This window comes from Duganella sp. CF517 (assembly GCF_900110275.1).
GTDB lineage: Bacteria > Pseudomonadota > Gammaproteobacteria > Burkholderiales > Burkholderiaceae_D > Rugamonas.
In genome coordinates, this window is the sequence record NZ_FODC01000009.1 from 267,121 (window position 1) to 287,110 (window position 19,990).

Annotated in this window: 20 protein-coding genes; 9 read left to right on the top strand and 11 right to left on the bottom strand. The window is 62.8% G+C overall.

From position 1 onward, the window contains the following. Window positions 1-19 precede the first annotated feature (19 nt). The 6 genes from BMX85_RS27870 (at window position 20) to BMX85_RS27895 (ending at window position 7,432) form a co-directional block, all read left to right on the top strand. A complete protein-coding gene (locus BMX85_RS27870) occupies window positions 20-748 on the top strand; it encodes a DsbC family protein (RefSeq protein ID WP_090326935.1) in 729 nt (242 codons plus the stop codon). Window positions 749-824: 76 nt separating this feature from the next. After that, complete coding sequence (locus tag BMX85_RS27875; RefSeq protein ID WP_090326937.1) at window positions 825-1,283, top strand: (2Fe-2S)-binding protein; 459 nt, start codon at window positions 825-827, stop codon at window positions 1,281-1,283. 11 nt (window positions 1,284-1,294) lie between these two features. Beyond that, on the top strand, window positions 1,295-3,550 hold the full coding sequence (locus BMX85_RS27880; protein WP_090326943.1) for a xanthine dehydrogenase family protein molybdopterin-binding subunit: 2,256 nt from the start codon (window positions 1,295-1,297) through the stop codon (window positions 3,548-3,550). Window positions 3,551-3,554: 4 nt separating this feature from the next. Beyond that, complete coding sequence (locus tag BMX85_RS27885; protein WP_090326948.1) at window positions 3,555-4,139, top strand: nucleotidyltransferase family protein; 585 nt, start codon at window positions 3,555-3,557, stop codon at window positions 4,137-4,139. Window positions 4,140-4,153: 14 nt separating this feature from the next. Next, window positions 4,154-5,983 carry a M61 family metallopeptidase gene (locus tag BMX85_RS27890; protein WP_090326953.1) on the top strand — a complete coding sequence of 610 codons (1,830 nt, stop codon included), beginning with the start codon at window positions 4,154-4,156 and terminating at the stop codon, window positions 5,981-5,983. Window positions 5,984-6,223: 240 nt separating this feature from the next. After that, window positions 6,224-7,432: a GGDEF domain-containing protein gene (locus BMX85_RS27895; RefSeq protein WP_229210695.1), complete on the top strand. Its 1,209-nt coding sequence runs from the start codon at window positions 6,224-6,226 to the stop codon at window positions 7,430-7,432. A 7-nt stretch (window positions 7,433-7,439) separates the two neighbouring features. Here the strand turns inward: BMX85_RS27895 and trpC are convergent, their stop codons facing one another. From trpC to rpe, 9 genes are all read right to left on the bottom strand, one after another. Further along, window positions 7,440-8,240 carry an indole-3-glycerol phosphate synthase TrpC gene (gene trpC, locus BMX85_RS27900; protein ID WP_090326957.1) on the bottom strand — a complete coding sequence of 267 codons (801 nt, stop codon included), beginning with the start codon at window positions 8,238-8,240 and terminating at the stop codon, window positions 7,440-7,442. Window positions 8,241-8,247: 7 nt separating this feature from the next. After that, window positions 8,248-8,913, bottom strand: a complete 666-nt coding sequence (locus tag BMX85_RS27905) for a LysE family translocator (RefSeq protein ID WP_090326962.1) — start codon at window positions 8,911-8,913, stop codon at window positions 8,248-8,250. 12 nt (window positions 8,914-8,925) lie between these two features. Continuing rightward, on the bottom strand, window positions 8,926-9,963 hold the full coding sequence (gene trpD / locus BMX85_RS27910) for an anthranilate phosphoribosyltransferase (RefSeq protein WP_090326967.1): 1,038 nt from the start codon (window positions 9,961-9,963) through the stop codon (window positions 8,926-8,928). Window positions 9,964-10,029: 66 nt separating this feature from the next. Continuing rightward, complete coding sequence (locus BMX85_RS27915; RefSeq protein WP_090326971.1) at window positions 10,030-10,593, bottom strand: anthranilate synthase component II; 564 nt, start codon at window positions 10,591-10,593, stop codon at window positions 10,030-10,032. A 1-nt stretch (window position 10,594) separates the two neighbouring features. Beyond that, window positions 10,595-12,091: an anthranilate synthase component I gene (gene trpE / locus BMX85_RS27920; protein WP_090326976.1), complete on the bottom strand. Its 1,497-nt coding sequence runs from the start codon at window positions 12,089-12,091 to the stop codon at window positions 10,595-10,597. A gap of 212 nt (window positions 12,092-12,303) precedes the next feature. After that, window positions 12,304-13,005, bottom strand: coding sequence for a phosphoglycolate phosphatase (locus BMX85_RS27925; protein WP_177196899.1), 702 nt, complete (start codon window positions 13,003-13,005; stop codon window positions 12,304-12,306). Window positions 13,006-13,147: 142 nt separating this feature from the next. Beyond that, window positions 13,148-14,179: an ADP-ribosylglycohydrolase family protein gene (locus BMX85_RS27930; protein WP_218147412.1), complete on the bottom strand. Its 1,032-nt coding sequence runs from the start codon at window positions 14,177-14,179 to the stop codon at window positions 13,148-13,150. Window positions 14,180-14,202: 23 nt separating this feature from the next. Continuing rightward, window positions 14,203-14,325 (bottom strand): hypothetical protein, encoded by a 123-nt coding sequence (locus BMX85_RS31395; RefSeq protein ID WP_255372404.1) that lies wholly within the window; start codon window positions 14,323-14,325, stop codon window positions 14,203-14,205. A gap of 328 nt (window positions 14,326-14,653) precedes the next feature. Then, complete coding sequence (gene rpe / locus BMX85_RS27935) at window positions 14,654-15,319, bottom strand: ribulose-phosphate 3-epimerase (RefSeq protein WP_090326979.1); 666 nt, start codon at window positions 15,317-15,319, stop codon at window positions 14,654-14,656. A gap of 198 nt (window positions 15,320-15,517) precedes the next feature. On the opposite strand from rpe, the gene apaG reads away from it, so the two are divergent. Further along, window positions 15,518-15,892, top strand: coding sequence for a Co2+/Mg2+ efflux protein ApaG (gene apaG, locus BMX85_RS27940; protein ID WP_090326982.1), 375 nt, complete (start codon window positions 15,518-15,520; stop codon window positions 15,890-15,892). A 175-nt stretch (window positions 15,893-16,067) separates the two neighbouring features. Beyond that, window positions 16,068-17,282, top strand: coding sequence for a murein transglycosylase A (locus tag BMX85_RS27945; protein WP_090326986.1), 1,215 nt, complete (start codon window positions 16,068-16,070; stop codon window positions 17,280-17,282). Between the two features lie 12 nt (window positions 17,283-17,294). Here BMX85_RS27945 and BMX85_RS27950 read toward each other — a convergent pair whose 3' ends face one another. Continuing rightward, window positions 17,295-17,732, bottom strand: coding sequence for a universal stress protein (locus BMX85_RS27950; protein ID WP_090326992.1), 438 nt, complete (start codon window positions 17,730-17,732; stop codon window positions 17,295-17,297). A gap of 79 nt (window positions 17,733-17,811) precedes the next feature. After that, on the bottom strand, window positions 17,812-19,128 hold the full coding sequence (locus BMX85_RS27955; RefSeq protein ID WP_090326996.1) for an MFS transporter: 1,317 nt from the start codon (window positions 19,126-19,128) through the stop codon (window positions 17,812-17,814). Window positions 19,129-19,199: 71 nt separating this feature from the next. On the opposite strand from BMX85_RS27955, the gene BMX85_RS27960 reads away from it, so the two are divergent. Further along, complete coding sequence (locus BMX85_RS27960; RefSeq protein WP_090327001.1) at window positions 19,200-19,976, top strand: enoyl-CoA hydratase; 777 nt, start codon at window positions 19,200-19,202, stop codon at window positions 19,974-19,976. Window positions 19,977-19,990 lie beyond the last annotated feature (14 nt).

Sequence of the window (19,990 nt, forward strand, 5' to 3'; positions counted from 1 at the left end):
AGTAGTCACCGGAGATGTCATGAAAAAAAGTAAGTTCGTTTTGCTGTTGTTGTCTGTGATGATGGCGTCTTGCGGCCAGGCGCAAACCTCGCCGACCGAGGAAGAGATCAAGAAGATCGTCGAGCCGCGCCTCGGCGAGGGGGTGAAGGTCGATTCGGTCAAGGCCACGCCTTACGCCGGCCTGTATGAAATCCGCATGGGTAACGAGATCCTCTACACCGATAAAACCGGCACTTATGTGTTCAATGGCCATATCTTCAACCTGACCACCGGCTCCGATCTGACGCGCGAGCGCATCGACGATATCAACAAGATCAAGTTCTCTGATCTGCCGCTGGACAAAGCCCTTAAGAGCGTCAAGGGCGACGGCTCGCGCGTGATCGCGGTGTTCGAGGATCCGAACTGCGGTTACTGCAAGCAGTTCCGCAAGACCACGCTCAAGGACATCGACAACGTCACCGTCTACACCTTCATGTACAACATCCTGCGCGAGGATTCGTTCACCAAATCGGCCGGCGTGTGGTGCGCGACGGACCGCAACAAGGCCTGGGACGAATGGATGTTGAACGGTAAAACGCCGGCGACCGCCGCCGAATCGTGCAAGACCCCGAACCAGGACGTGCTGGCGCTGGGCCGCAAACTGGGCGTGAGCGGTACGCCGTCGATCTTCTTCGCCGACGGCTCGCGCATCCCCGGCGCGGTCGACACCAAGGCGCTTGAGGCGAAGTTCGCCAAGCTTAAACAGTAAGCGTTTGCCGTTCTGACAGGGGACCCGGGCGGTCCCCTCACTATACCTATAAGCGGTTTCCCTCCAGGAGAATTGAATGATCACCTTGAATATCAACGGCAAGGACGTGCAGGTCGACGCCGATCCATCGACGCCCATTTTGTGGACCCTGCGCGATAACCTGAACATGACCGGCACCAAATTCGGTTGCGGCGCGGCGCTGTGCGGCGCCTGCACCGTGCACCTGGCCGGTGAACCGATCCGCTCCTGCGTGACGCCGATTTCGGCCGCCGTCGGCCAGAAGATCACCACCATCGAGGCGATGGAGAACGACAAGATCGGCAAGGCCGTGCAGGACGCCTGGGTCAAGCTCGACGTGCCGCAATGCGGATACTGCCAGAGCGGCCAGATCATGAGCGCGACCGCGCTGCTGCGCACGAATAAAAAGCCGTCGGACGCCGACATCGACAACGCCATGAGCGGCAATATCTGCCGATGTGGCACCTATCAACGCATACGCGCCGCCATTAAAGACGCCGCCAGCACCATCGCCTAAAGGAGCACCGTATGCGTATCGAATGGCTTAATCAGGACAATATGACCTCGCTGGCGTCGCTGGCCGCCGCGCCGGCCGCGGTTGCGGCGGATGGCGTCTCGCGCCGCAGCTTCATGAAGGCCGGCGCGGTCGCCGGCGGTGGCCTGGTGCTGGGTTTTTTCCTGCCCGGCGCCGGCCGCCTGGCCAACGCGCAGCAGCCGCCGGCCAAGGTCTACGAGCCGAACGCCTTCCTGCGCATCGCGCCGGACAACACGGTGACGGTGCAGGTCAACCGCATCGAAATCGGTCAGGGCGTGCAAACCTCGCTGCCGATGCTGATCGCCGAGGAGCTCGACGCCGATTGGTCGAACATGGTCGGGGCGCTGGCGCCGGCCGGTGAACAGTACAAGGACCCGATCTTCGGCATCCAGATCACCGGCGGCTCGGGCAGTATCGCCCACTCGTATATCCAGTACCGCGAAATCGGCGCCAAAGCGCGCGCGATGCTGATCGCGGCGGCGGCCGAGCAGTGGAAGGTGTCGCCGGAGCAGGTCAAGACGGCCAAGGGCACCTTGACCGGCCCCGCAGGCCAGACCGCCACCTATGGCGCGATGGCCGATGCGGCCATGAAGCAGCCGGTGCCCGCCAGCGTGAAGCTGAAGGACCCGAAGGACTTCACCATCATCGGCACGCCCGTCAAGCGCCTGGACGCGGCGGCGAAATCGAACGGCAAACAGCAGTTCGGCATCGACTTCAAGGCGCCCGACAGCAAGGTCGCCGTGGTGGCGCGGCCGCCGGTGTTCGGCGCCAAGGTCGCCAAGTTCGACGCCGGCAAGGCGAAAGCCATCAGGGGCGTGATCGAAGTGCTGCAAGTGGCGACCGATCGCGGCGGCAGCGGCGTGGTGGTGGTGGCCGACGGCTACTGGCCGGCCAAGATGGGCCGCGAGGCGCTGGTCATCGAATGGGACACCAGCGGCGTCGAAAAAATCAGCAGCGACAAGCAGCTGGCGGAATTCAAGACCTTGTCGCGCAAGCCAGGGACCCCGGTGCGCAAGGCCGATACGTCCAAGCTGGCCGGCGCGGCTAAGAAGATCTCCGCCGTCTACGAGTTCCCGTATCTGGCGCACGCGCCGATGGAACCGCTCAACTGCGTGGTCGACCTGCGCGCCGACGGCTGCACCGTGTGGGCCGGCACCCAGTTCCAGACCTTCGACCACGGCGCCATCGCCGCCACCGCCGGCCTCAAGCCGGAGCAGGTGGTGCTCAATACGATGACGGCGGGTGGCGGCTTCGGCCGCCGCGCGGTGCCCAGTTCGGACTACCTGGTCGAAGCGGTCAACATCGCCAAGGTCTGGAAGGCCGCCGGCAAGAGCGAACCGGTCAAGGTGGTGTGGAGCCGCGAGGACGACATCAAGGGCGGCTACTACCGTCCGTCGCACGTGCACCGCGCCGACATCGGCATGGATGCCAAGGGCGGCATCGTCGCCTGGGACCACGTCATCGTCGGCCAGTCGATCATCACCGGCACGCCGTTCGAGGCCGTGATGATCAAGGACGGCGTCGATTCGACGATGGTCGAAGGCATGGGCGAGCCGTACGAAGTGCCGCTGAACCTGAGCGCGCACGCGGTCAAGGCCAACGTGCCGGTGCTGTGGTGGCGCTCCGTCGGTTCGACGCACACCGCCTTTGTGATGGAAACGCTGATCGACGAAGCCGCGCATGCGGCCAAAACCGACCCCGTCGCCTACCGCAAAAAGCTGATGGGCGAAAAAGGCAAGCGCCACATGGCGGCGCTGGAGCTGGCGGTCGCCAAATCCGGCTACGGCAAGAAGGCTTTGCCCAAAGGCCAGGCGTGGGGCGTGGCGGTGCACGAAGCCTTCGGCACCGTGGTGGCCTATGTGGTGGTGGCGTCGGTGAACAAGGACGGCTCGCCAAAGCTGAACAGGGTCACCGCCGGCGTCCATTGCAACACGGCCGTCAATCCTTTGACGATCGAGGCGCAGATCCAGGGCGCGGCGCTGATGGGACTTGGCATGACCTTGCCCGGCGCGGCGATCACGATCAAGGACGGCGTCGTGGACCAGCAGAACTTTGGCGACTACACGGTGGCGCGCATGACCGACATGCCGGTCATCGACGTGCATATCGTGCCGTCGAACGATCCACCGACCGGCATCGGCGAACCTGGCCTGCCGCCGCTGGCGCCGGCCTTCGCCAACGCGTTGTTCAAGTTGACCGGCAAGCGTCTGCGCAAACTGCCGTTCGATCTGAGCACGGCCAAGGCGTAAGCCGATGGCGCTGACGGGTATTTTGCTCGCTGCCGGACGGGGAAAACGTTTCGATCCGTCCGGCGTTCAAAACAAGCTGCTGCAAACCGTGGACGGCGCCGCCGGTGAAGCGGTGGTCGCGGCCAGCGCCAGGAACATGCTGGCCGCGCTGCCGCGCGTGCTGGCGATCGTGAAGCCGGGCGACGACAAGGTGGCGGCGCTGCTGGGCGGCCTCGGATGCGAGGTGCGCGTCTGCGCCGACGCGGATCTGGGCATGGGCGAGTCGCTGGCGACGGCGATCGAACACACCAAGGGTGCGGAAGGCTGGGTGATCGCGTTGGGCGACATGCCGTACGTGCAGCCGGCGACCGTGCGCGCGCTGGCGGCCACGGTGGAACGGGGCGCGCGCATCGCGGCGCCCGTGTATGAAGGACGGCGCGGCAATCCGGTCGCCTTCAGCAGTTTTCATTTGCCGCTGCTGCTGGCGCTATCCGGCGACCAGGGCGCGCGCGCGATCCTGAAAAGCCATGCCGTGAGCGAGTTGGTGGTCGACGACGCCGGCGTGGTGCGCGATATCGATACGCCCGGCGATTTACGCGGCGACATATAACCACAAGGACCGACATGAAGAAACCGAACAAGAATCCAGCCATCGCCTACAGCATCGTCGGTCACGACCTGGCCGCGCATCTGTTCCACGTCACGCTGACGGTGGACGCGCCGGCGCCCGACGGCCAGATCTTCGCGCTGCCGGCCTGGATACCGGGCAGTTACATGATCCGTGAGTTTTCGCGCAATATTGTGCGCATCCGCGCGGAGTCCGACGGCGAGCCGGTCGCGCTGACCAAGCTCGATAAGCACTCGTGGCAGGCGGCCGCCCAAAGAGACCCGCTGAAAACCGGTCCGTCGCCGCTCACGCTGCACTATGAAGTCTATGCCTGGGATTTGTCGGTGCGCGCCGCGCATCTGGACCAGAACCACGCCTTCTTCAACGGCACCAGCGTGTTCCTGCGCGTGCTGGGGCAGGAAGACCAGCCCCACGTGGTCGATATCCAGCGTCCGGCCGACGCGGCGGCGCACACCTGGCGCGTGGCGACGTCGCTGCCGGAATTGAAGGCCAAGCGTTATGGTTTTGGCACGTACATCGCCGCCGACTACGATGAACTGATCGACCATCCGGTGGAGCAGGGCGATTTTGCGCTGGCCACGTTCAAGGCCCACGGCATCCCGCACGACATCGTCATCAGCGGCCGGGTGCCGAACCTGGACCTGGCGCGCCTGAGCGCGGACCTGAAAAAAATCTGCGAAACCCAGATCGCCTTCTTCGAACCGAAATCGAAGCAGGCGCCGATGGACCGTTACGTCTTCATGACCTTGGCGGTCGGCGACGGCTACGGCGGCCTGGAGCACCGTGCCTCGACCGCGCTGATCTGCGCCCGCGCCGATTTGCCGAGCACCACCGCCACCAGCAAGGACATCAGCGACGGCTACCTGCAATATCTGGGCCTGTGCAGCCATGAATACTTCCACACCTGGAACGTCAAGCGCATCAAGCCGGCGGCGTTCGCGCCGTATAACTTACAAGTCGAGAACTATTCGCCGCTGCTGTGGCTGTTCGAGGGCTTCACCAGTTATTACGACGACCTGATGCTGGTGCGCGCCGGCGTCATCGCCGAACCGGCCTATTTCAAGTTATTGGGAAAAACTATCGGCAGCGTACTGCGCGGTAGCGGACGGACCAAACAAAGCGTCGCCGATTCCAGTTTTGACGCATGGGGTAAATATTATCGCCAGGATGAAAACGCGCCCAATGCGATCATCAGTTATTACACGAAAGGTTCGCTGATCGGCTTGGCGCTGGACCTGAGCATCCGCGCTAAAACCGGCGGCAAGAAATCGCTCGACGATGTCATGCGGGCGCTGTGGCAGCGTTATGGCCGTGGATTTTATAACGGCGGCGGACGCGGCGTTACCCCGGCCGAAGTGGAGGCGCTGTTCGATGAAATCAGCGGCGGGCGTTTCAAACCGTTCTTCGATAAATATATACGCGGCACCGAGGATATACCGCTGGCTAAAATGCTGGCGCCATTCGGCGTTAAATATAACGACGAACGTAAATCGTCCAAGCCTAGCCTCGATGCGAATATCGGCCGCGATGGCAACGACTGCAAATTATCGAGCGTCCATGAGAACGGCGCGGCGCATTCGGCGGGTTTGTCGGCCGGCGATATATTGGTCGCGATCGACGGTTTGCGCGTGAACGCGACCAATCTGGAAACGCTGCTGTCGCGCTATGGCGTCGGCTCGACCGTCGAAGTGCACGCCTTCCGCCGCGATGAATTAATGACTTTCGGTATGACGCTGCAGGGTGAGCGGGTGCCCGGCATCACGCTGTCGCTGGACCCGGTCGCCAAAAAATCCAGCGGTCCGCTGCGTCCCAGCGCGGCCCGCTAATCCCATCAAGCGCCGCCACCGCCGCAACGGTTCGCCGTTTTGCTGGCGCTGGCGGTTTCTTTTCGTCAATTCCATGCCAGATATTGGCGCGTAACCGCCAAAATCCGGCACGGATCGGCATTCGGGCGTGGCATTTTGGTGCAATGCAGCGGTTTGACGGGGGTTAGTTTTCCAGCAAGTCCTGAAGTGGTTTAAAATTTAACCATAACTCTCTATTGGTCAGCTACCGATTCGCAAGTTATGGCACTCGATCCCGCCACTATCGTTTTGATGTCGACCGTCATGGCGGTGGCGATGAGCGTCGTCCTGTATTCCGCGCATTCGAGTTTTCCCAGAGAAATTAAAGGCTTGAAGCAATGGGCGATCAGCCTGGTGTTGTTGGCCTTCGGCTCCGGGATATACGCATCTACCAGCGGCCTCCTCGGTAATATATTATCGCCGTTGTGTGCCAACGCAGTTATTCTGTGGGGACTCGGGTTCGGCCTTATCGGCACGCAAATGTTTTACAGCCGCGAATCGTCGTGGTGGCTATTCCACTTCGTTTGGGTTTTGGGAATGGTTGCGAGCGGCTATTACGTTATCGTTAATCCAGACTATTCCGGCCGTCTCGCCATATTTTCCGTTCTGGCTTTTGTTTTATATTCCTACCAGGTGGTGCTGATATGGGGATATGGCGAGCGCCATTTCTCCACCGTGTTCTTCGGCTTGTTGATGTTATTCCAGTCGGTGGTGGTGCTCATACGCGGCGTTCTGGCGATGACCCATAGCAGCGACGATATGAATCAATTCGTCAGCGGCCCGCATCAAAATCTTTATCTGCTGACCAGTCATTTTATGACGCTGCTATTAACGGTGGGCTTCATGACGGTCGCCACCCGCCGCCTGCAGACGATATTGGAACGCCGCTCGACACTGGACCCGTTGACGCAGGTGCTCAATCGACGTGGTTTTAACGAAGTGTATGCCAAGGAGCACGCGCTGATGCGGCGCGAACAGACGGTGATGACGATGCTCAGCATCGATCTGGATTACTTCAAGGCGATTAACGATTGCTATGGACACTCGACCGGTGACCGGGTGCTGACCGATGTGGCGTCGGTCATCGCCAAGGCGCTGCGGGCCTCCGACCATGTGGCCAGGTTCGGCGGCGAGGAGTTTGTCGTGCTGTTGCCCGCCACCGGCCTGGAGCGGGGCCACCATGTCGCCGAGCGCATTCAAACCGTGCTGCGGGCGCCGCGCTCGGAAACGGAGAGCGAACAGAGCGCGGCGGCCGCCGCCTTGCCGCCTTACACGGTCAGCATAGGCATCGCCTGCCAGGTCAGCCCCGATGAGGATTTAGACAACATTTTGCTGCGCGCCGACCGGGCGCTGTATTGCGCCAAGGAACGCGGGCGCGACCGCATCGAGATCGCCGCCGAGGCGGTTCTGCCGCTGCACGCGTCGGCGTGAACCCGGCTTAGTCGAATAGACGGCTCAGCTCGGCACCCGGATCGGGCGCGCGCATGAAGGCTTCGCCGACCAGGAAGGCGTGGACATTGGCGTCGCGCATCAGCTTGACGTCTTCCGGCACCATGATGCCCGATTCGGTGATCACCAGTTTTTCCGGCGGAATGCGGTCCAGCAGGCCGATGGTGGTCGACAGCGACGTCTCGAAGGTGCGCAGGTTGCGGTTGTTGATGCCCACCATCGCCGTGTTCAGGCGCAGGGCGGCGGTCAGTTCGTCGCCGTCGTGGGTTTCGACCAGCACGCCCATCCCCAATTCGTGCGCGCAGGCTTCCATTTCCGCCATCAGGCCGTGGTCCAGGGCGGAGACGATCAGCAGGATCGCGTCCGCGCCCATCGCGCGCGCCTCGTAGATCTGGTAAATGTCGATCATGAAGTCCTTGCGCAGCACCGGGATCGCGCAGGCGGCGCGCGCCTGTCGCAGATAGGCCTCGGAGCCCTGGAAGAACTGTTCGTCCGTCAGCACCGACAGGCATGCGGCGCCGTTGGCGGCGTAGCTGACGGCGATGTCGGCGGGGCGGAAGTCGGCGCGGATCACGCCCTTCGACGGCGATGCCTTTTTTATTTCGCTGATAATGCCGGCCGCACCGGCGGCGATCTTGGCGCGCAGGCTGGCCTCGAAGCCGCGCAGGCCGGCGCGCAGTTCGGCATTGCCTTCGACGTCGGCGCGCAGGCTGGCGAAGCCGCGATGTTTTTTGGCGGCGGCCACTTCGTCGGCTTTGACTGCGAGGATTTTATTCAGGATGTCGGACATGATAAACCTAGGATGAATGTTGTTCCGCCAGCGCCAGACGCAGGCCGAGTGCGACGAACAGGCCGCCGGTGACGCGATTGAGCCAAAGGGCGACCAGCGGCTTGACCTTGAGCCGCGCGCTGGCGAAGGCCGTGAAGACGGCCAGACCGTGGCACCATAGCATGCCGTTGAAATTGAAGATGGAGCCCAGGATGATGAACGCCAGCGGTTTGCTGGTCGAATCGGCCGCGATAAACTGCGGCACGAACGCCAGGAAGAACAAGGCCACCTTGGGGTTCAGCACATTGGTCAGAAAACCCTGGAAGAAGATTCTACGGTAAGGCAGCGGCGCGGCGGCAACGGCCGAAGCCTGCGCGTCATCGGTCAGCGCTTCGGCCTCGCCACGCAGCTTGGCGCGCAGCATGCCGATGCCGACGTAGATGATGTAGGCCGCGCCGACCCACTTGACCACCGTGAAGGCGGCGGCGGAGGTCGACAGCAGCGCCGACAAGCCCAGCGCGGCGGCGAAAATATGGATCATCGTGCCGGCGCCGATGCCCAGCGCGGCGGCCGAACCGGCGCGCCAGCCCTGGGTCGCGCTGCGCGTCATGATCAGCAGCGAATCGGGACCGGGCATGATATTGAGCAGCAGGCCGGAGATGATAAACAAGGTCAGGTCGTGAATGCCGTACATGGTCGCTGCCCTTTAGTTGGTGGAGGCGAGGCTTTGCGTGACCTGCACGAACTGCTCGATCTTCTTGAGCGCGTCGCCGGAGTTGATCGCCACGCGGGCGCGCGCCAGGCCGTCCTCGATCGAGCCGGCCACGCCCGCCGCGTACAGCGCCGTGCCGGCGTTGAGCGAAACGATGTCGAACGCCGCGCCAGGCTCGCCGCGCAGCGCTTCCATCATCTTCGCCTTCGATTCGGTGGCGTTGGCGACCTTCAGATTGCGGCTGGCGATCATCGGCAGGCCGAAGTCCTCGGGGTGGATTTCGTATTCGCGGATCTCGCCGTCGATCAGTTCACCGACCAGGGTGCCGGCGCCCAGCGAGACTTCATCCATGTTGTCGCGGCCGTAGACGACGATGGCGTGCTGCGCGCCGAGGCGCTGCAGCACGCGCACCTGGATACCCACCAAATCGGCGTGGAAAACGCCCATCAGGATATTGGGCGCGCCGGCCGGATTGGTCAGCGGTCCAAGAATGTTGAAGATGGTGCGCACGCCCAGCTCCCTGCGCACCGGCGCGGCGTGCTTCATCGCCGCGTGGTGGTTGGGCGCGAACATGAAGCCGATGCCGGTCTGCGCGATCGATTGCGCGATCTGCTCGGGCTTGAGGTTGATGTTGGCGCCGAGCGACTCGATCACGTCGGCGCTGCCGGACGACGACGACACGCTGCGCCCGCCGTGCTTGGCCACGCGGGCGCCGGCCGCCGCCGCCACGAACATCGAGGCGGTGGAAATGTTGAAGGTGTGCGCGCCGTCGCCGCCGGTGCCGACGATGTCGAGCAGGCCGGTGGTGTCGGCCATCGGCACCTTGGTGGAGAACTCGCGCATCACCTGCGCGGCGGCGGCGATCTCGCCGATGGTTTCTTTTTTCACGCGCAGGCCCATGGTCAGGGCGGCGATCATCGACGGCGACATCTCGCCGGACATGATCTGGCGGAACAGGTGCAGCATCTCGTCGTGGAAAATCTCGCGGTGTTCGATGCAGCGCAGCAGTGCTTCTTGATGGGTGATAGCCATGGCAATTCCTTCTTTAATTTTTTAACGCGCGATATGAAGCCGGCCCCCTCGGGGGCGGGCCGCCGCTTAACGAACCAGGAAGTTCTTCAGCAGTGCGTGACCGTGTTCCGACAGGATGGACTCGGGGTGGAATTGCACCCCTTCGATGTCGTAATCCTTGTGGCGCACGCCCATGATTTCACCGTCGTCGGTCCATGCCGTCACTTCGAGGCAGGACGGCAGCGAGCTGCGTTCGATTGCCAGCGAGTGGTAGCGGATCACCGTGAACGGGGAGGGCAGGTCCTTGAAGACGCCCACGCCCGTATGCGCGATTAAAGAAGTTTTGCCATGCATGACCTGCTTGGCGCGTATGACCTTGCCGCCGAACGCTTCGCCGATGGCCTGGTGGCCCAGGCACACGCCCAGGATCGGCTTCTTGCCGGCGAAGTGCTTGAGCACCTCGATCGAGATACCGGCTTGCGACGGGTCTTTCGGACCCGGCGAGATGCAGATGTGGTCCGGGTTCAGCGCCTCGATTTCCGCGATCGTGATTTCATCGTTGCGGTACACGCGCACATCCTCACCCAGCTCGCCGAAGTACTGCACGATGTTGTAGGTGAAGGAGTCGTAGTTGTCGATCATTAGCAGCATCTCAGAACTCCCCATCCAGGCCATCTTGCACTTGTTCGGCGGCGCGCAGCACGGCGCGCGCCTTGTTTTCGGTTTCCTGCCATTCCATCTCGGCGATCGAGTCGGCGACGATGCCGGCGGCGGCCTGCACGTACAGCATGCCGTCCTTGATCACGCCGGTGCGGATGGCGATGGCGACATCCATCTCGCCGCCGAACGACAGGTAGCCGCAGGCGCCGCCGTAGATGCCGCGCTTGGAGATTTCCAGTTCGTCGATCACCTCCATCGCGCGCACTTTCGGCGCGCCGGTCAGGGTGCCGGCCGGGAAGGTGGCGCGCAGCACGTCCAGGTTGGACAGGCCGTCTTTGAGCTTGCCCTCGACATTGGAGACGATGTGCTGCACATGCGAGTATTTTTCGATGACCAGGCGGTCGGTGACCTTGACGCTGCCGATCTCGGAGATGCGTCCCAGGTCATTGCGCGCCAGGTCGATCAGCATCACGTGTTCGGCGATTTCCTTCGGATCGGCCAGCAGTTCCCTGGCCAGTTCGGCGTCGCGTTCCGGCGTCGAGCCGCGCGGACGGGTGCCGGCGATCGGGCGCAGGGTGACCTTCTTTTCGCCGTCGGGCAGGGTCTCGTTGCGCACCAGGATCTCCGGCGACGCGCCGACGATCTGCATGTCGCCGAAATTGTAGAAGTACATATACGGCGACGGATTGAGCGAGCGCAGCGCGCGGTAAAGCGTCAGCGGCGAATCGACGTACGGCTTGCGCAGGCGCTGGCCGATCTGCACCTGCATCAAGTCGCCGGCCATCACGTATTCGTGGGCCTTGGCGACCGCCTTCAGGTATTCCTCTTTCGGGAAGTCGCGGATGGTTTCGGTGCGCACCGAGGCGCTGGTGACCGGCGCGTCGACGCCACGGCGCAGCATCATGCGCAGGTCCTTCAGGCGCTGGCGCGCCTTGCTGAAGGATTCGGGCTGCGTGGTGTCGGCGTAGACGATCAGATACAGCTTGCCGGACAGGTTGTCGATGACGGCCAGTTCCTCGGTCACCATCAGCTGGATGTCGGGCAGGCCCAGGTCGTCCTTGGGCTGCGTGTCGGCCAGGGTTTTCTCGATGTGGCGCACGGTGTCGTAGCCGAAGTAGCCGGCCAGGCCGCCGCAGAAGCGCGGCATGCCCGGACGCAGCGCCACTTTAAAGCGCTTCTGGTAGGCCTCGACGAATTCGAGCGGATTGCCTTCGTGGGTTTCGATCACGGCGCCGTTCTTGACGATCTCGGTGCGGGTGCCGAAGGTGCGCAGCACCGTGGTCGCCGGCAGGCCGATGAACGAGAAGCGGCCGAAACGCTCGCCGCCGACCACCGATTCGAGCAGGAAGGTGTTCTTGCCGGCGTTCTGGGTCTGGGCCAGTTTCAGGTACAGCGTGAGCGGGGTTTCGAGGTCGGCGAAGGCTTCGGCGATCAGCGGGACGCGGTTGTAGCCTTCGTTGGCCAACGATTTGAATTCGAGTTCGGTCATGTCTTCTCTCCATGCCGCCAAAGTATGGGTGTGGGTTGGCGGTGGTTTGTCAAAAAACCTGTCGGGTGCGCGTGCACGTGCGACAGCAATCAGTTCGGCTTAGTTTTGCCAGGATTGCCAGCGTCGCCAAAGCCAGGCCTCAATCGAGCCGGTTTGGTTGACATTGTGTTTTTTGATGGAAGACATTCGGTCAGGTTTGGTTCAGCTAAAGGTTAATTTTGCGAACTTATGCGGCTTGCCGCGTCGAGCAGCGTGTCTACTATACCATCGGAATCGATCCCGTGTATAGACTGTCCGTGATTGTAACCGTAAGGCACCGTCAACACCGGGCAACCCGCAGCCCGGGCCGCTTGCGCGTCGTTCGACGAGTCGCCGATGGCCACCACCTGCGCCGGCGGCAGGTTGAAATCGGCGCACACGGTTTGCAGCGGCAGCGGATCGGGCTTTTTGCGCGGCAGCGAATCGCCGCCGTAGACCACGTCGAAAAAGCCGTCCAGGCCCTTGAGCTTGAGCAAGGGCGTGGTGAAGGCGATCGGCTTGTTGGTCACGCAGGCCAGGCGCAGGCCGCCGGCTTTCATCGCCGTCAGGCCTTCGATCACGTCCGGGTACAAGGTGCTGTGGTTGCCGTTGATACCCAGGTAATGGCGCTGGTAGGCGTCCATCGCCGCGTCGAAGCGCTGCTCCACGCCGGCCGCGTCCGCTTGCAGCGCCAACACGGAGCGGATCAGGTTCTCGGATCCCTTCCCGACCATCAGCGCGATTTGCTCTTGCTCGATGGATTCGAGGCCCAGTTCCTTCAGCATGCCGTTGATCGCCACGTGGAAGTCGGGCATCGTGTCCAGCATGGTGCCGTCGAGGTCGATGATTGCGGCGCGCACGCCTGCCAGTGGGGACAGTTTCAGATTGGCGGACATTGGGTGCATTTCCTCGGAGCTAAGGCAAAAAAAGCGGTATGCCCGATAGGTATGCCGCCGGCTGGAGGATAAGTATAGCGGAGCGTGGCCAAACCCATCCATCCCGCTGCTTTTTTCAGGCCGCGCGATTGTGGACTGGCATTTAGTCCGCAGCGGCCGCCGCTTCCACATGACGCGCGTTTTCGGTTTTTGCTTGAAGCAGATCCTGGGGGAAATGATAGGCCGCTTGTAATTTGTAGAGCTTGCGGATCCAGTCGAACGGCAGCTCCATCTCCCCATAGAAAGCGCCGGCCAGCTGGCCATACACGGCGCCGACAGTGTCGGAGTCATTGGCCAGGTTGACCGCTTCCAGGGCGCCACTTCGGAAGTCATCGTTTCGATAAAATGCCCATAGTGCGGCCTCCAAGGTATCGATGACATAGCCGGATGAGGAAATCTGGTCGCGGCTCTTGTTTTTGTACGAGCCCAGCGCGATTTTTTTCACGGACGGCGTCAGCGGATGCTGATCCCAGTAGTCCGGCGCGGGTGCATACAATCCGTCCAGAATTTTCCCTTTGCTTTCGCCATTGAGCGCGCCGTAAAGAAGCGCGGCAAAGTAACGGCATGCATCAACCGCCTCGACCGCCTTGTGCGTCAATTTTGAGCTTTCGGCCGCAAAATGGACGGTGCGTTGAAAGTCGTCCGAATAGAAGATCGGTATTGGCGCGAGCCTCATCAAAGAGCCGTTTCCAGCGGTTTTAGGGTGCGCGCTGCCCGAATATGGCTCGCCGGTGCGGAGGTAGTTTTCGATCGCCTGCCGGGTCGCATTGCCAATGTCAAAACACTCTTCGGTTGAGCTGAACGCTCCATAGCGATACCAGAGCGAATAACATTCCATCATATGCCTGGCATCGAAGCCGACGCATTTGGACAGACTGTAGGCGGTGCAGAAGGCGAGGCTGCTGTCGTCGGTCCAGTAGCCGCGCTCAAGATTGAAAGGGCCGCCTTTTTCGAGGTCCGATACGTGCTTGGTATCCCGCTTACTAAACTCCAGTGGCATCCCTAGCGCATCCCCAAGCATCAGCCCTAAGAGTGCCCCCCGCGAGCGGTCCGCTAGAGGAAATGAGTCCGCACCTGTCTCACGCAAGAAGTTGTTTAACGCACTCTTGCCCGCATTATCGTCACGTAGATCCAAATAATTTTCGAGCCAGGGTGTTTTCAGTTTGTCCTGTCATGCGAGCGAATTGGATAAAAACCCATGTCTTCCGGATATTTTTTCTGCTTTTCCGGTGCTCGATTAATTTGCTCTAGAGCAGCTTCTGTGTTTTTATCGGCAGTCATTGAATTTCCTCCAAACTTCAAGATGCTGGTTGTCGTAGCATCATGTTCACGAGGCCCTTAAGAGCCCTTTGACGCCGTCCAATGGACTTGCTATCGCATCTGCGATCGTTGCGCCTGCCTTGCCGCAACTCGCCAACGGGCTCGCTCTTTCATTCCCGACTGCTTGTCCGTGTGCGCTATGCTGGCATTGGATAAGGCGTGAAATTTTGAGCAGGCACAAGCGCTGGTGGATTCGAGGCGATCTTTGCGTTCTGGATGCGGGAAATGCTACAGCGGGAGGGGACGGGCAGGGTGGCGCGGCCGCGCCACCCGAAGTCGTGCTAGAGGATCAGAGCGCCGCCAAATTGGCGCGCATGGCGTCGATGACGGCCTTGTAGTCCGGCTGGCCGAAGATGGCCGAGCCCGCCACGAAGGTGTCGGCGCCGGCCGCCGCCGCCGCCGCGATGTTGTCGATCTTGATGCCGCCGTCGACTTCCAGCATGATGTCGCGGCCCGAGTCGTCGATCAGGCGGCGCGCCTCGGCGATCTTCTTGAGCGCCTGCGGAATGAAGGACTGGCCGCCGAAGCCGGGGTTGACCGACATGATCAGGATCATGTCGATCTTGTCCATGACGTGTTCCAGATAGCTCAGCGGGGTGGCCGGGTTGAACACCAGGCCGGCCTTGCAGCCGTGGTCGCGGATCAGTTGCAGCGAGCGGTCGATGTGCTCGGAGCCCTCCGGGTGGAAGGTGATGATGTTGGCACCGGCCTTGGCGAAGTCCGGAATGAGGCGGTCGACCGGCTTGACCATCAGGTGCACGTCGATCGGCACGTCCACGTGCGGGCGGATCGCCTGGCACACCAGCGGGCCGATGGTCAGGTTCGGAACATAATGGTTGTCCATCACGTCGAAGTGGATGATGTCGGCGCCGGCGGCGACGACATTGCGCACCTCTTCACCCAGACGGGCGAAGTCGGCGGACAGGATGCTGGGGGCGATACGGAAATTGGACATGACGTGAGGCCTGCATTAAAAAGATGCGCTATTTTACGCTGCCGTGCGCGCCCGCGCCCGTTTTCAGCCTGCTTTCAGCCTGGTTTCAGCCTCACGCCGCTTGCACCCGTTGCCGATTTGCGGTGCAATGGGGGCCTGACGATATACAATCGCAATTGATCTCATTACGACCCCACGCCTCAGCCTTAAGGAATTTCGATGGCAACTTATGAATTTACTGTGTCGGTCAGAACCCAGTACCTGCCGGATCAATCCGATCCGGAACGCACCAACTTCGTGTTCACCTATTCGATCACGATCAAGAACACCGGCACCGTCGCCGCGCAACTGATTTCGCGCCACTGGGTCATCACCGACGCCAACAACCACATCGAAGAGGTGCGCGGACTGGGCGTGGTCGGCCATCAGCCGTTGCTGCAGCCGGGCGAGCATTTCGAATACACCAGCGGCACCGCGCTGCAAACCCAGCAGGGCTCGATGGTCGGCGAATACTTCTGCGTGGCCGAGGACGGCCATCAGTTCGAAGCCAAGATCCCCGAGTTCGTGCTGTCGCTGCCACGCACGCTCCATTGATCCAGCGGGTTTGCGGCCGCGCCGCCTCTCCCGTTATTTCGGATCGTCATGCCGTTCGGGCGGGGGCAACTTCCTGGTTTTGCCTTTGCCCTGGTACATCGTCCACCAGACGATGAAGACCAGCAGGAAAAACGCCACGCATGCTTCCAATATCACTACCCACATAGCTATCCTTATGTCATTTACACGTCGTAGTCTACTCGTTCCGCTGTCCGTCGTCGCGCTTTCGCTGGCCGCCTGCACCACCACGCCGATCCCGCCGGAAAAGCCGGCCGGACAGCCGACCCCGCCGGCCGTGCCCGCCACGCCGTCGACGCCGCCGGTCCCGACCGTGCCGGCCGCGCCCGGTGCGCTGCGGATGGTGCCGGCCACCTTCGCCGCGCTGCCCGGCTGGGACCGCGACGACGTGCGCGCCGCCTGGCCGGCCTTCATGTCCTCGTGCGCCGTGCTGGTCAAGCAGCCGCAATGGAAGGAATCGTGCTCGATCGCGCGCGGCGTCAACGCCGCCGACGACAAGGCCATCCGCACCTTCTTCGAGGCGTTCATGGTGCCCAACCAGGTGATCGCGCCGGACGGCGCCACCGATGGGCTGGTCACCGGCTATTACGAGCCGCTGCTGCGCGGCGCCCGCAAAAAGGGCGGGCCGTATCAAACGCCGCTGTTTAAGGTGCCGGACGACATGGTCACGATCGACCTGGCCGGCGTCTATCCGGAGCTCAAGGGCATGCGCCTGCGCGGCAAGCTGGTGGGCAAGAAGGTGGTGCCGTACGCGACCCGCGCCGAGATCGAGAAGGCCGATTTCACCGGCAAGGAATTGCTGTGGGTGGACGATCCGGTGGAATCGTTCTTCCTGCAGGTGCAGGGGTCGGGCCGCGTGCAGCTGACCGATACGCAGGAAACGGTGCGCGTGGCGTACGCCGACCAGAACGGCCATCCGTACAAATCGATCGGCAAGTATCTGGTGGAGAAGGGCGAGCTGACGCTGGAACAGGCGTCGGCGCAGGGCATCAAGGCCTGGATCGCCGGCCACCCGACCCGCATGCAGGAACTGTTCAATGCGAACCCGAGCTATGTGTTCTTCAAGGAAGAAAAGCTGCCGGACCCGAAGGTCGGGCCGAAGGGCGCGCAGGGCGTGCCGCTGACGCCGCAGCGTTCGGTGGCGATCGACGCCTCGCAACTGCCGCTGGGCGCGCCGATGTTCCTGGCCACCACGATGCCGAACAGCGATATTCCGCTGCAACGCCTGGTGATGGCGCAGGATACCGGCGGCGCCATCCGTGGCGCGATCCGGGTCGATTACTTCTTCGGCTTCGGCACGGAGGCGGCGGAAAACGCCGGCCGCATGAAGCAGCGCGGCAATGTCTGGGTGTTGTTGCCCAAGCAGCCCTGAGGCCGGGGAGCGCTAGCGCAACACCAACACCGGCAAGGTCGTGTGCGCCAGCACCTTGTCGGTCTGGCTGCCCAGCAGCAGCTTGTTAATACCCTTGTGCCCGTGCGACGCCATCATGATCAGGTCGCAGTCGAATTTTTTCGCCGCCTCGACGATTTCCTCGTACGGGGTGTGCGACACCGAGATCACCCCTTCGAATGGAATATCGGCGGCGCGCGCGGCCGCCGCCACCTTGTCGATGTAGGCGCGCGCGGCTTCCTGCATCTTGACGGCGAACTGGCCGGAGTCGATCACGGCGCCGCCATCGCCCATCGACGCCAGTGGCAAGGGCTGGATCACGGTGATGCTGACGATCTTGGCGCGATGCAGTTTGGCGAACTCGACCGCCGTCGCGGTCGCCTTGTCCGACAAGTCGGAGCCGTCGGTCGGCAGTAATATGGTGTTGAACATGGCGCACTCCTATCGGGATCGGTTGATACGGGAGTGAGCGTACTGGCTTGGCCGGATTTCCGGCGCACGGTAGGGCCGCTTACGGCGCGGCCACCGCCGGCTGTTCGGCGTCGCGCAGCGACGACGCCACGGCCATGCAGGCGGTCAGCACGATGGCGCCCACGGCCACGCACGCCATGCCGGTGCGGACGCTGAAATGCTCGCCGATATACCCGGCCGTGAGCGCGCCCAGCGGCGCCACGGCGATGGTCAGGAAGCGCATCGTCGACACCATGCGGCCGAGGTAGGCGTCCGGCGTGACTTTTTGCCGGATGGCCATGTACGGCATGACAAACAGCATCACGCCGCAGTCGAGGAACAGCGACAAGGCCGCGAACGCCGTCGCGCTGGCCATCGGCGTGCCGAACAGCCTGGCCGGTATCATCGGCGTCAACGTGAAGGCGAAGGCGGTCAGGCCGATGCCGATCAGGATGGTGCCGCTGGCGCCGTAGCGCCGGGTCAGCGGCTTGAGCAGCATCGAGCTGGCCAGCACGCCGAGGCCGCCGACCATCTGCGCCGCGCCCAGCATGCCCGCGCTCATGCCGAGGTCGCGCGTGGCGAACAGCACCGCCAGCGCCGCGTAACCGTAAAACAGCATGTGCCAGGCGCCCACGCTCCAGGCCAGCGTGCGCAGCAACGGCTGCTGCCAGATAAATTGCAAGCCGTCGCGGATGTCGCGCAGCGGGTGCTTGTCGGACGGCGCCGGCTTCGGATCGTTGGCCTTCAGGTTGCGCAGCAGCAGGATCGAGGTGACGAAGCCCATGGCGTTGAGCAGCACCGCATAGGGCGCGGTCAGCCATTGGATCAGCAGCCCCGCCAGCCCCGGCGCCAGCAGCCGCGAGGCCGAGTCGGTGGCGGCGAATTTCGATTGCGCGTCCATCAGGCGCTCGCGACCGATCAGGTTGGTCAGGAAGACCTGCTCGGCGCCGCCGCCGACGACGTTGCACGCGCCGGTGGTGAAGGCGACCGCATACATCCATTCGACCGACAGCACGCCCATCCAGTAAGCGGCGGGGATGCTGAACAGCGCGCTCGCCTGGATGGCTTTGCTGGAGAGCAGGATCGGCAGCTTGCGGTTGCGGTCCAGCAGCACGCCGGCCGGCAGCGCGAACAGCGCGAACGGCATCGCCGCCGCCGCGCCCAGCATGCCCATTTGCGCCGGCGTGGCCTTGAGCAGCAGCACCGCGCACAGCGGCACGGCCAGCCCGCCGATATAGCCGCCGAAGCCGTTGAGGATGGCGCTGAACCAGTAGCGCAGGAAATCGCTGTTGCCCAGCAGCGGGTCAGCGCCCAGCTTGTCGCGCAGCGGGCGGCGCAGGGAGGTAAAAATGGGAGGCTCGCCGAAGTAAGTTGCCAAGCATCAATAATACCAGCGGCGGTGATAGGCGCTACAATCGACCTGTAAAATTCCACCATGGAGGCAACACCATGCAATATGAAGACCTGATCGTTGAGGTGCACGGCAAAGTCGCGCTGATCCGCCTGAACCGTCCGAAGGCGCTGAACGCGCTCAATGACCGCATGATGAACGAACTTGGCGAGGCGTTGTTCAAGTTTGACGCCGATCCGGCGATCGGGTGCATCGTCCTGACCGGCAGCGAGAAAGCCTTCGCGGCCGGCGCCGACATCGCCGCCATGGTCGACTACACGTATGTGGACACCTATCGCGACAACTACATCGGCCGCAACTGGGAGCACATCCTGCGCGTGCGCAAACCGGTGGTGGGCGCGGTGGCCGGCTATGCGCTGGGCGGCGGCTGCGAGCTGGCGATGATGTGCGACTTCGTGATCGCCGCCGACACCGCCAAATTCGGCCAGCCGGAGATCAAGATCGGCGTCACGCCGGGCGCCGGCGCCTCGCAGCGCCTGCCGCGCGCGATCGGCAAGGCCAAGGCGATGGACATGCTGCTGACCGCCCGCACCATCGACGCGGTCGAGGCCGAGCGCATGGGCCTGGTGTCGCGCGTCGTCCCGGCCGACAAGCTGATCGAGGAAGTGCTGGCCGCCGCGACCGTGATCGCCGCCATGCCGACCTCGGTGGCGATGATGGTCAAGGACGCCGTCAACCGCGCCTATGAAGTGCCGCTGACCGAAGGCGTGGGCTACGAGCGCCGCCTGTTCCATGCCGCGTTCGGCACGCCTGCGCAAAAAGAAGGCATGAAAGCCTTCCTGGAAAAGCGGCCGCCCAATTTCGACGGGCTGTAAGCCGACGGTCCGAC